This is a genomic window from Vibrio breoganii (genome assembly GCF_001677275.1).
In the GTDB taxonomy this organism is placed as follows: domain Bacteria; phylum Pseudomonadota; class Gammaproteobacteria; order Enterobacterales; family Vibrionaceae; genus Vibrio; species Vibrio breoganii.
In genome coordinates this window covers 1,147,657-1,160,251 of record NZ_CP016178.1, presented here as the reverse complement: position 1 = coordinate 1,160,251, position 12,595 = coordinate 1,147,657, and the positions used below count along the sequence as shown (strand labels likewise).

Below are 12,595 nucleotides of genomic sequence, written 5' to 3'. Positions count from 1 at the left end.
ATTCTTATTTTATCCATTAAATTGAGAGAGATTTTCAATGCTAAGCGGTCAATGGTTCCTTTCATGACCTTGTGAGGCAATCGAGTGACTGACGATTTTGAGTGCTGGATTTTACTAAATCTCAAACAATCAATCATTGAGTCTCTGAATGAGATTACCTAATGATAAGGATGTACAAGTAAATATAGTCAATTATCGCACAATGTCATAAAAAACAGCGAGATAAAGTAATCTTTATGTTCGTCGACGAAGAAGGCATTATCAGTGAGGAGAGAATATCGAGATGACAATAAAGGTGATTAAAAAATGAAAGCCCTAAAGCTGTCGGGCTTTAGGGCTTTGTTATGAATGACAGGTGACTAGCGACGCTGTTTAGTCGCACTATCCATCCATACTGCTAATAGCAAGATCGCGCCTTTAACAACGTACTGCCAGAAGGTCGGAACGTCCATCATGCTCATTCCGTTGTCTAGAGAAGCCATGATAAATGCACCAATCACAGCGCCGATAACAGTACCAACACCTCCAGCCATACTTGCGCCACCAATAACACAGGCTGCAATGGCATCCAGTTCGGCAATGTTACCAGCAGAAGGAGAGCCTGCGCCTAAGCGTGAGCTCAGTATGAGACCGGCGATAGCAACCAAAAAGCCGTTCATTGCGTACACTTTTAGCTTGGTTTTCTCGACATTGATACCAGAGAGTCTTGCTGCATCAATATTGCCACCAATTGCATAGATGCGACGCCCAAAGCGGGTCTTCGAAGCCAATATTGTGCCAGCAATTAGGAATATGGTTAGCAGTAGTACTGGTGTTGGCACACCGCGATAATTATTTAGCACCAAAATCAGAGATAGAGCCGCGATACCAATAAAAGCGCTTTTAAACAGTGATGTGCCAGTTGCACTAGTCGGTAAGTTATATTGAGCTCGATTGATGTTTTGCTTTTTCTGCCACCCAAAATAAAGCGCAAGACAGGCGGTACCCAGAATTAAACTGAGCAGGTTAGGCAGGTAGCTTTGACCAATCAAAGACATGGCCTCTGAAGTTGGGGCTACCGTTGTACCGTCGGTAATACCAATAAGGATACCGCGAAACGCCAACATACCGGCGAGCGTTACAATGAACGAAGGTACCTTACGATACGCAACCCACCAACCGTTCCATGCACCCAGCAGAAAACCAGCGGTAAGGGTAATTGCTATGGTCAGTGGCAGTGGCAGGCCAAACCACACATCCATAATGGCAGCGCAGCCGCCGAGTAACCCCATCATAGAGCCCACAGACAGGTCGATTTCACCACTAATGATCACAAACACCATGCCGATGGCCAAGATACCGGTAATTGCCGTTTGTCGGAATAGGTTAGAGATGTTCCTTGGTGTTAAGTAACTCCAGTCGGTCATGATGCTAAAGAACAGCATGATGAATAGGATGGCACCTGCCATGACGAGCAGTTGCAGATTCATGCTTTTCAGTTTGTCCAGCCAACTCTCATTGTTGATGGCATTGATTTCTTTTGATTGCTCCATTATGCAATTTCTCCTTCAGATAATGCACAATCCATCACGATCTCTTGTGATAGATTCTCATTAATTAGATCGCCTTTAATTCGGCCTTCATGCATGACAAGCACGCGGTCGCTTATTCCAAGTACCTCAGGTAGCTCAGACGATATCATGATGATACTTATGCCTTTTTTGACTAACTGAAACATCAGCTTGTAGATTTCGTATTTGGCACCAACATCAATACCGCGTGTTGGCTCATCCAGAATAAGCACACTTGGATTGATCATTAAAAAGCGGGCTAGGATTGCCTTTTGTTGGTTACCACCGGATAGATTTTTTATGGCGGTTTCTGCATTAGGGGTTTTTACGGTGAGTTTCTTGATCGAATCGCTGATGGCATTGGCTTCCGCAGACTCATCAAGAAAGCCGAGGCTTTGGAATTGGTCGATTCCAGCTAAAGAAATATTCTGACCTACGCCCATAATGGGCACGATGCCGTGACGCTTTCTATCCTCTGGCACCATCGCAATGCCTGCATTCAGCGCATCTCTGCTACTGGCGCAATTCAGGACTTCGCCATTGAGGTAAAATGTCCCATTGTGTTTGCCTTGATAACACCCGTATAGACACTCCATCAGCTCAGTTCGGCCTGCGCCTACCAAGCCGGAAACACCCAATATTTCGCCACGGCGCAAAGTGAAGCTGGCATTTCTCACCTTCGGTATGGATGAATTGGCCTTGTCCCATGCATTGATGTTTTGTGCCTCTAACACCACCTGTCCTATGTCGTGGGGCTCTCTAGGAAATAGCTGTTTCATCTCACGACCTACCATCATAGTGATGATGTCATCGGTGGACATATCTGCCGCTTTACGAGTGCCAATATGCTTACCGTCTCGGATCACGCAGATTTGGTCTGAGATCGCTTTCACTTCACCTAATTTGTGAGAGATGTAGATACAGCTGACTCCAGAGGAGCGTAGATCTTTAACCAGATCGAGTAAGATATCGGTCTCGGATTCTGTAAGGGGAGCGGTAGGCTCATCAAGAACAAGCAGTTTTGCGTTCTTTGACAGGGCTTTTGCTATCTCTACTAATTGCTGCTGACCTACGCCAAGGTCCTCAATCTTTGTTTCTGGGGATACCGAAAGCTTTACTTTCTTTAATAGAAGCTCGGCTTCAAAGTGCATCAACTCAAAATCAAGAAGCCCGTACTTTGTCAGCTCGGCTCCTAGAAATAGATTCTCAAGAATCGACAGCTCTTTTACTAAGGTCAGCTCTTGGTGAATGATGGCAATACCAAGAGCCTCGGTATCTGCAATGCTTTTGGGTTGTATGTTTTCGCCGTTATAAGAGATTGTGCCTTCGAACTCTCCATGAGGGTATATTCCACAGAGCACTTTCACTAAGGTTGATTTTCCGGAACCATTTTCTCCACATAAAGAGAGAATCTCGCCTTTTTCTAGGCGAATACTGACACCATCTAATGCTTTCACTGGTCCAAAGCATTTGACGATATTTTTCATTTCTAACAAGGACATCTTGCACCTCTAACCATTCCAAGACCCATCCTGTGCTATTCACTTAGCAACGAATAGATGACAAATCTGCAATTGCGCCAAGCTAGGCTCGGCGCAAATATCGCTAGGGTTTACTGTGTATAAACATCAGATTCTTTGTGGAATTTGTCCGCAATAACGGTAGTTTTTACGTTGGTTCTGTTTACTGGAATAGGCTCTAGTAGGAAAGAAGGAACGTCTTTGATACCGTTGTTGATAGAGAAGTTAGAGGTTGGAGATTGGTCTTCACCTAACTCAACAGCAATCTCAGCCGCTCGAGTTGCCAGTGCAGAAATAGGCTTGTAAATGGTCATAGTTTGCGTGCCATCGACAATACGGCGGATTGCAGCTAGGTCAGCATCTTGCCCTGAGATAGCGACTTTTCCTGCGAGCCCTTGTGCGTCTAGTGCTTGAATTGCACCACCTGCAGTAGCGTCATTTGAAGCGACAACAACATCGATTTCATTTTGATTAGCCGTTAGGGCATTTTCCATGATTTTGAGAGCATTCTCTGCTAACCAGTAGTCAACCCATTGGTCACCAACAACCTTGATTTCGCCTGAGTCGATCTTAGGTTGTAGAACGTTCATTTGGCCTTGACGGAACAGCTTGGCATTGTTGTCCGTAGGAGAGCCACCCATCAGGAAGTAGTTACCTGTAGGTTGTGCTTCAACAAGTGCTTTAGCCTGCAGTTCGCCCACTTTTTCGTTATCAAAAGAAAGATAGAAGTCGATTTCGGCGTTATTGATCAGGCGGTCATATGCAAGAACATTGATGCCATCACGCTTCGCTTCCTTAATCACGTTAGAAAGGACCTCACCATTGGTTGGAATGATCACTAGCACATCTACACCGCGGGAGATCATGTTTTCAACTTGGGAAATCTGGGTTTGTTCATTACCGTTTGCAGATTGAACGTAAACCTTTGCACCCAGTTCCTCGGCGCGATTCACGAACATATCTCGGTCTTTTTGCCATCGTTCAAGCCTAAGATCATCAATCACCATACCAATCTTAACCTGAGCAAAAGCAGGGGTGGCGAAGCCAATGATTAGAGCGCATAACATTATTATTTTTTTCATTACACTATCCTTTGATTCACGTTTATTATTGAAATTCATTATTTTTTGAATCTCATATATATTTTAAATCAATAGGTTGCTGCATTCTTTTGTCTGAAATGAAAATAGGTTTACGTTTTCTTGTATTTGTATCAAATTGTGATAACGCTTAACATACAAGCAATATGTTTAATATTTAAGCTGCTAAAGATCACTAAAATTAGCCCTAATTTCATCTTGAATGTGATCTTTAAATCTCAGTGAGAACGGAAAAGCAGTGTCAATGGGATTATTTGGCCATTAAGTTCTGAAGTCATGCGTAGGAAAATAGAAGTCATTAGCAAATGACAAAGAAAATTATCTGGAGTCTTGTCTTAATTTTCTAAACTAGAGATCTAAATGCGTGGTCAGCTAGAGTAAAATAGTCGGGTTAGCTTGGTTAAAAAGAGTAGAGGAAAAGACAATGCTGAAAGCCGTACTGTTTGATATGGATGGCCTCATCTTCGACACTGAATCTGTCTATAAACAAAGCTGGCAGTTTGCCGCACAGGAGCAAGGGCTTCGCATTACCGATGACTTTTATCAGCAGTTCATTGGAGTTCAAGACCCTGAGTGCGAACGCATCCTCGCAGAGCACTTTGGCTCAAGGATGGATATGACCCGTTATTGCATGGTGAGAGATAAGCACTTCCATGCATTAAGAGACAAAGGCATTGCTTACAAGCCCGGTTATGACGCTCTGTTTAAGGCAATTAAGCAGCGTGGGTTAAAAATGGCGATTGTGACCTCCTCACATCTGCCAGAGGTTCAGCATAATTTCCGTGATAGTGAATACTTATCGGATTATGACCTAGTGATTACCGCCGAAGATGTCGCTCGCGGTAAGCCAAACCCAGATTGCTATCAAATGGCCTATCAAAAGCTAGGCCTTGAAGCCGAGCAATGCCTAGTATTGGAAGACTCCAACAATGGAGTACAAGCAGGCCTTGATGCCGGTTGCCATGTAGCGATGATTCCTGACTTATTGCCTCCAAAAGAAGACTTTTTGCACAAAGTGAGGGTTCTAAAGCAGTTAGATGAAGTGATAGAAATACTAGAAAGCAGCTGTTAAGAGCTAGGCGAACCCCAGATAACGCCTTGTGTTCGCATGGTTTTTGCTCATTTAGGGTAAAAAGCGCGCGAACGCTCATAAACAGTGAAATTAGGGCTTTTAATTTCTCATCGTTATGGCATATTAAATGCGTCTACACGATGATGCGTGCATCGTATAATGGCTATTACCTCAGCCTTCCAAGCTGATGATGCGGGTTCGATTCCCGCTGCACGCTCCAATCGCCTCTCCTAGATTTAAAATTCTAACTATTTGGAAATGATACGCTTTATTGCGTGTTTTTGCGTGCCTGTTAGTTTATTTATATTGGCCATTTACCCCTAAATTATTCTGTGTTTAACTGCCCAACAACCACAAACGAGAACAGAATATTATGATTAAATCAATGATGTTTTCTCTCTGACTTTGGTCTCGTATTCTAATCTCGTTATAAAAAGTCGTCCCACCGCACCCTACAAAAGATCTCGAACTCTATAATACGACATAGCTAAAAGTAGCGCCGGTGTTCGCAATAGACGTCCGCCGGGGAAGGGCATATGAGGGATTTTGTCGAAGATCGAAAAGCGCTCTGCGGTAGTCGCAACACACTCTGCCATAAGCGTGCCTGCCATACCGGTTGCTGCAATGCCGTGACCGGAAAAACCTTGTGCGAAATAGACGTTTGGCTTTAAGCGGCCAAAGTGGGGGGCTCGGTTCATTGTTATTGCCACATTGCCACCCCATGCGTAGTCAATTCTTGTATCTTTTAGCTGAGGGAAGATATCGAGCATTCGTCCTTGCATCGCTTTTTCCAAATTAACGGGTGCAACACCCGAGTAGCTTACTCGGCCGCCGAATAACATGCGGTGGTCCCCAGAGCAGCGATAGTAATCGAGGACAAAATTAATATCACAAGCCGAGATATGGTCTTTCATCAGTGCACCGGTCACCTCTTCACCTAGAGGCTCAGTGGCACAGATATACGTACCTACTGGCATGACTTTATTTTCAAGCTTTGACTCAAGCCCTTTCATATAGGCGTTGCAGGCCAAAATGACATGGTTTGCTTTTACTGTTCCCTCTTTGGTAAACAGCGTCGCTGGATCACCGTGCTTAATTTGGTTCACCGCGCTGTCTTCATAGAACTCGGCGCCAGCCAATTTTGCGGCGTTCACTAGGCCTAGTGTGTAGTTTAGAGGGTGAAGGTGGCCACTGTTGCTATCGAACATGCCCGAGGTATATTTGTTACTGGCTATTCGGCTGCGGACCTCATCTTGGTCCCACATTTCGAGTGATTCATAACCATAGTTTTCTGTAAGATCGTCGTGCCAAGCTTGAAGCTCTTTATCGTGGCGCGGTTTCATACCCACATGCACCATTCCATCACGCCAATCACAATCGATGTTGTATTTGTTGATGTTGGATTTAGTTAACGCTAACGCTTCAACAGAGATATCCCACAGCTTTCTCGCATCGGATTTACCCACTAGTTTCTCAAGGGTATCTTGTTCCGACGCCCAACCAAAAATGGCTTGCCCGCCGCTACGTCCAGAGGCACCCCATCCCACGCGTTTTGCTTCTAACACTATGACCTTAAAGCCTTTATTGGCGAGTTCTAATGCAGCGGTGGCTCCGGTGATTCCAGAGCCAATCACACAGACGTCGGCAACATGTTCTCCCGTGAGTGTGGGAAAATCAAACTGCTGATTTTTTGATGCTGCGTAGTAGGAGTCTGTGTGTTTCACTTTCATTGTGTGTCCTTACTTATTTGTACCACTGATATTCTAAAGGAGAGACTTGCGCTGAGAAGCGCGCTTGTTCGTGTTTTTTATTGGCTAGGTAAACCTTACAAAACTCTTCGCCAAAGCTACGCTTCATAAATTGGCTATTCTCAAATTCATGCAAAGACATATCCCAAGATATCGGCAGCATTGGTAGCTCTAATAAGGTTGCATCGCCTTCAATTGGCGGTGGTGGAGTCAGTTTATTCTCAATACCGTCGAGTATTGAGGCAAGCAACACGGCGACAGTTAGATAAGGGTTAACATCAGCGCCTGATAGGCGGTGTTCGATACGCTTGTCCGTCTCTCCACTTGCGGGGATACGCACTGCGACTGTGCGATTATCCCAGCCCCAAGTAGAATGAAGGGGGACAAACATATTGGGTTGAAGCCTGCGGTAAGAGTTCGCGTTTGGTGCAAAGATGGCCATGCTATCCTCAAGGTGAGCAAGCACTCCCGCGACGGCATTCAATAACACTTCTTCATTCTCACCAAAGATATTGGTGCCCAGTTCATCTTGAAGACTGATGTGCACATGACAGCCATTTCCGGCATATTCGGTATAAGGTTTTGCCATAAAGTTGGCATAGAAACCGTGCTTCTTGGCAACGGATCGTACCACTCGTTTGAGTAGCATCGCCTGATCGCACGCTAAAAGGACGTCATTGGTGTGTTTTAGATTAACTTCGAATTGCCCGGGCGCATATTCGGCGGTAATGTTTTCGGCAGGAATGTTCTGTTCGTTGCAAGTTTCGATTATCTCATCGAGGAAGGACTTAAATTCATCAAGTTCTTCCAGAGAATAGACTTGTGTTTGAGTCATCCTTTCGCCGCTAATAGGCATCAGTGGCGGTTGAGGATTACCGGCTTCGTCATGCTCCAGGTCTTGCAGGTAGAACTCGAGCTCTACAGCGATGCAAGGCTTTAATCCTTTAGATGCGAATTTATCCAGTTGCACCTCTAGCACATGGCGCGGGTCGGCAAAAAAGGGTTGATTGGAGGTGGGTTCGAACATGGTCACGATAGCTTGCGCGCTGTTTTCCTGCCAAGGAGTAGTGGTCAGTGAGCTTGTCACCATGCGGCATATTCTATCGCCGTCTCCTTTTTCAAAACCAAGGCCGGTTTCCTCTACGGTTTCTCCGCAAATATCCAATGCGAAGACAGAAGCGGGCAAGCAGATGCCTTGTTCTAATATTTTATTGAGCTGAGAGAGCGGAACACGCTTTCCTCTGACAACACCATTCATATCAAACAGGATCAGGTCTAACGTCGTGACATCAGGATGCTGTTCAATAAATCGTTCAATGGTGAGCTTTTCTTGGCTCACCTGAATTTGTTCGATGTTATCAGTACTATTCGAAAGTTGACTCGTTCCCACTGTGGTTCCTCCACTCATTTCCAACATATCCTTAATTGGCATGCAATTCGTTGTTTTTTTGTCCTGTTGGTTGCTTTTAAACCATAGACTTAATGTTTAGTAAAAGACAACATATATGTGTTTAAAATGTTAATATACACCTCAAAAGTAACGTAATAATTAACATATTTGTTTGACAATCGTACAGTTTACTGTCAATTCTAAATAGAGCTTATCGATAAATTCGTTGAGAAATAACGAAAAGAAGGATTTATGGAAACGATTAGGGAATGGATAGAAAAGAACCGTATTACTGAAGTTGAGTGTCTGATCCCAGACATTACAGGCAACGCTCGTGGCAAAATCATGCCTGCGAAAAAATTTCTTCGAGAAGGGGGAATGCGTCTTCCCGAAGTGGTTTTTTTCCAGACCGTAACCGGTGATTGGCCAGATGATGAAAGTATGATTGATCTGACCGAGAAGGATATGACTCTGGAGCCAGACCAAAATACCATACGTTTTGTACCCTGGACGAAAGAGCCAACCGCACAGGTGATTCATGATTGCTATACCGCAGATGGCGATCCCGTTGATATTTCCCCTCGCGCTGTCCTGCGCAGAGTATTAAGTCTCTATGAGAAACAAGGTTGGCAGCCAATAGTGGCGCCAGAGTTAGAGTTTTTCCTAGTAAAGAAAAACCTTGATTGGGACTACCCATTAGAGCCGCCAATTGGCCGTAATGGCCGACCAGAAACGGCGCGTCAGTCGTTTAGTATTGATGCAGTAAACGAGTTTGATCCTATCTTCGAAGATATGTACGACTACTGTGAAGCGCAAGAGCTAGACGTGGATACCTTAGTTCACGAATCTGGTGCAGCTCAAATGGAGCTGAACTTTGACCATGGCGAGCCTTTAGATCGCGTCGATCAGGTGTTCTTATTTAAGCGTACGATGCGTGAAGCGGCGTTGCGCCATGATGTTTATGCCACCTTTATGGCAAAACCCATGGAAGATGAGCCGGGCAGTTCAATGCATATCCATCAAAGCTTGGTGGATAAAAACGGTAAGAACCTATTTTCAAATGCGGATGGCAGTAACAGTGAGCTCTTCCTGAATTATATCGCCGGAATGCAGAAATATACCCCCGCCGCTATCGCCTTCTTTGCTCCTAATGTGAACTCCTACCGTCGTTTAGTCTTTGGTGATTCCGCACCGACTAACGTGGCGTGGGGAGAAGACAATCGCACGGTTGGATTACGTGTGCCAAATTCTGATAAAGAAGCTCGTCGACTTGAAAACCGCTATGCGGGAGCCGATGCCAACCCATATTTAGCGATGGCGCTGACGCTAGCTTGTGGCTACTTGGGCATGAAAGAAAAACTGACACCAACAGAGAAAAGTACCGGTGACATGACCACTGAGCCGTATTCACTTCCGCACAATCTGGAAGATGCTCTGGGATTGTTAGAAAACTGTGACGAATTGAGAGAGATATTGGGCGATCGATTCGTGTCGGCTTACGTGGCAATCAAGCGTAAGGAATACCGAACCTACTTCCAAGTCATCAGCTCTTGGGAAAGAGAGTTCTTACTATTGAACGTTTAACACAGGTAACGCTATAGAGAAAAGCACACCCGTTAATACCACGAGAAATGGAATTAAGTTATGTCACAACAAACTGGGTCTAAATGGATTGAACAAGATAGTGCGCATTGCTTGCACCCATTTACCAACTTTAAAGCACTCAATGACAAAGGCTCACGAGTAATTACTCGAGCTGAAGGTATCTATATCTACGACGAAGACGGTAACAAAATCCTAGATGGGATGGCGGGATTGTGGTGCGTAAATATGGGGTACAACTGCCAACCGCTTATCGACGCGGCAACAAAGCAGCTTCAGGAGTTGCCTTACTACAATTTGTTTTTCCAAACCACGCATCCACCGGCGGTAGAGTTGTCAACGCTGCTTGCTGAAGTGGCTCCTGAAGGAATGAATCATGTGTTCTTTACGGGGTCTGGCTCGGAGTGTAACGACACGGTTGTGCGTATGGTTCGTCATTACTGGGCAAGCTTGGGCAAACCTAACAAGCAAACCATTATCAGCCGTAACAACGCTTATCACGGCAGCACAATGGCGGGCGCGAGCCTTGGTGGCATGGCGTTTATGCATGCTCAGGGAGGGTTGCCACTTCCAAATATCGTTCATATTGATCAGCCGTATCACTTTGGTGAAGGGCAAGGTGTTGATGCCAATGAATTTGGTTTAGAGCGTGCTCAGCAACTGGAAGCCAAGATCTTGGAAGTCGGCGAAGACAATGTTGCTGCCTTTATTGCCGAGCCTATCCAAGGTGCGGGTGGGGTGATTATTCCCCCAGACAGTTACTGGCCTGAGATTCAGCGCATCTGTGATAAGTATGAAATCTTGCTTATTGTCGATGAAGTCATCTGTGGCTTTGGCCGAACGGGAGAGTGGTTTGCGAGCCAAACGTTCGACATCAAGCCGGATTTAATGTGCATGGCCAAAGGTATTACCTCAGGTTACCTGCCACTGGGTGGCGTCATGGTTAGGGAGCATGTTGCTAAGGTTCTCACTGATGCCGATACCGAGTTTGCTCATGGTTTTACCTATTCAGGTCATCCTGCAGCATGCGCCGTTGCCATTGCCAACATCAAAGAGATGCAAAAACACAATATTGTGAGTCGAGTTCGTGAAGACATTGCTCCATATTTTGCTTCTCGTTGGGGTGAGTTACTGGATCACCCAATGGTCGCCGAAGCCAGAACGAAAGGCTTAGTGGGAGCCATTGAGCTAGTAAAAGATAAGGCAACAAATGAGCGCTATCACAAGGATCTCGATGTTGGAACACGATGTCGTGAACACTGCTTCTCTGCGGGAGTGGTACTTCGCGCCGTTGGCGACACCATGATTTGTTCGCCACCACTGATCATCACTCGTGATGAAATCGATGAATTTATTGAAAAAGCAAAGATTGCGTTAGATAACACACTCGCCGACGTTTCGCAGTAGCCGACGAGAGTTATACCCAAAGGTATTAAACAAGAGCAAACAGGAACGGAGATCCAAATGGAGAAAATTAAAGCATACTTTAGTGTCGCGTTAGGGATGACGATAGGACTTAGCTCTATAACATCCTATGCTGCTGAGGAAAAGGTGCTCAACATCTACAACTGGTCTGATTATATCGCGGAAGATACGATCAAAAAGTTTGAAGAAGAGACAGGCATTAAGGTGGTTTACGATGTTTTTGACTCGAATGAAGTGTTAGAAGCGAAAATTTTGTCAGGAAACACTGGGTTTGACTTGGTGGTACCAAGTAATGACTTTCTAGGACGCCAAGCGAAAGCCGGCGCGTTCCAAAAGCTAGATAAATCTCAGCTGACAAATTACAAAAACTTAGACCCTAAATTGATGGGGATCTTGGCCGAAACCGTTGACCCAGATAACGCCTATTCTGTTCCTTACCTTTGGGGTACAACCGGTATTGGCTATAACGTTGAGAAAGTCACAGAAGTTTTGGGTGCTGACGCTCCCGTAGATAGCTGGGATCTAGTATTCAAGCCAGAGAACATGGAGAAGCTGTCTAAATGTGGCGTGGGTTTCTTAAATGCCCCAACGGAAATTATGGCGGCTGCCTTGAATTACATAGGCAAAGATCCAAACAGTGCCGATCCTAACGACTACAAAAAAGATGCGTTAGCGCTACTGAAAGAGGTTCGTCCTTATGTCACTTACTTCCATTCATCGCAGTACATTAACGATCTTGCCAATGGCGATATCTGTGTCGCTATCGGCTGGTCTGGTGACGTATTGCAAGCGGCTGACCGAGCAGCAGAAGCGGATAATGGCGTAGAAGTCGCGTATTCAATTCCAAAAGAGGGCGCTCTTGCTTGGTTTGACCTGATGGCCATTCCAAAAGAAGCGAAGCACCCGCAAAACGCACACTTGTTCATTAACTATCTACTTCGCCCTGAAGTCATTGCAGAAGTGAGTAACTACGTTTGGTATGCGAATCCTAACCCGCCATCGCGTGAGTTTATTGACGCTGATATCTTGAATGATCCAGGCATTTATCCAACGGAAGAAGCGCAAGCAAAATTGTATAGCTCCAAGATGTTACCGCATAAAACATCTCGTGCTATGACCCGTGCTTGGACGGACTTCCTTAAGAACTAAATCAATACCTATGTTGGCGACTCTCTTTGAGTCGCCATT

General features: G+C 45.2%; 9 protein-coding genes and 1 tRNA gene. 5 read left to right on the top strand and 5 right to left on the bottom strand.

Annotated features, from left to right (window positions below; genetic code table 11):
• Positions 1 to 359 precede the first annotated feature (359 nt).
• The 3 genes from A6E01_RS18000 to xylF form a co-directional block, all read right to left on the bottom strand.
• Entirely contained in the window at positions 360 to 1,532 is a 1,173-nt protein-coding gene (locus tag A6E01_RS18000; protein ID WP_065210915.1) for a sugar ABC transporter permease, read from the bottom strand.
• Positions 1,532 to 3,052 carry a xylose ABC transporter ATP-binding protein gene (locus tag A6E01_RS17995; protein ID WP_065210914.1) on the bottom strand — a complete coding sequence of 507 codons (1,521 nt, stop codon included), beginning with the start codon at positions 3,050 to 3,052 and terminating at the stop codon, positions 1,532 to 1,534. The genes A6E01_RS18000 and A6E01_RS17995 overlap by 1 nt, the downstream gene beginning before the upstream one ends.
• Positions 3,053 to 3,162: 110 nt before the next feature.
• Positions 3,163 to 4,152, bottom strand: coding sequence for a D-xylose ABC transporter substrate-binding protein (gene xylF, locus A6E01_RS17990; protein WP_065210913.1), 990 nt, complete (start codon positions 4,150 to 4,152; stop codon positions 3,163 to 3,165).
• 442 nt (positions 4,153 to 4,594) lie between these two features.
• Between xylF and A6E01_RS17985 the strand changes: the two genes are divergently transcribed.
• Both A6E01_RS17985 and A6E01_RS17980 read left to right on the top strand, forming a co-directional pair.
• Positions 4,595 to 5,242, top strand: coding sequence for an HAD family hydrolase (locus A6E01_RS17985; protein WP_065210912.1), 648 nt, complete (start codon positions 4,595 to 4,597; stop codon positions 5,240 to 5,242).
• 145 nt (positions 5,243 to 5,387) lie between these two features.
• Positions 5,388 to 5,462, top strand: a tRNA-Gly gene (locus A6E01_RS17980).
• Positions 5,463 to 5,694: 232 nt separating this feature from the next.
• On the opposite strand, the gene A6E01_RS17975 is transcribed toward A6E01_RS17980, so the two are convergent.
• Complete coding sequence (locus tag A6E01_RS17975) at positions 5,695 to 6,972, bottom strand: NAD(P)/FAD-dependent oxidoreductase (protein WP_065210911.1); 1,278 nt, start codon at positions 6,970 to 6,972, stop codon at positions 5,695 to 5,697.
• A gap of 13 nt (positions 6,973 to 6,985) precedes the next feature.
• On the bottom strand, positions 6,986 to 8,398 hold the full coding sequence (locus tag A6E01_RS17970; RefSeq protein ID WP_065210910.1) for a glutamine synthetase family protein: 1,413 nt from the start codon (positions 8,396 to 8,398) through the stop codon (positions 6,986 to 6,988).
• A 234-nt stretch (positions 8,399 to 8,632) separates the two neighbouring features.
• On the opposite strand from A6E01_RS17970, the gene A6E01_RS17965 reads away from it, so the two are divergent.
• Genes A6E01_RS17965 through A6E01_RS17955 form a run of 3 tightly spaced genes read left to right on the top strand, consistent with a single transcriptional unit; the run spans position 8,633 to position 12,556 of the window.
• Positions 8,633 to 9,964: a glutamine synthetase family protein gene (locus tag A6E01_RS17965; protein WP_017031597.1), complete on the top strand. Its 1,332-nt coding sequence runs from the start codon at positions 8,633 to 8,635 to the stop codon at positions 9,962 to 9,964.
• 60 nt (positions 9,965 to 10,024) lie between these two features.
• Positions 10,025 to 11,389: an aspartate aminotransferase family protein gene (locus A6E01_RS17960; RefSeq protein WP_017243651.1), complete on the top strand. Its 1,365-nt coding sequence runs from the start codon at positions 10,025 to 10,027 to the stop codon at positions 11,387 to 11,389.
• A gap of 57 nt (positions 11,390 to 11,446) precedes the next feature.
• Positions 11,447 to 12,556: an extracellular solute-binding protein gene (locus tag A6E01_RS17955; RefSeq protein ID WP_017243650.1), complete on the top strand. Its 1,110-nt coding sequence runs from the start codon at positions 11,447 to 11,449 to the stop codon at positions 12,554 to 12,556.
• The last annotated feature ends 39 nt before the right edge of the window (positions 12,557 to 12,595 follow it).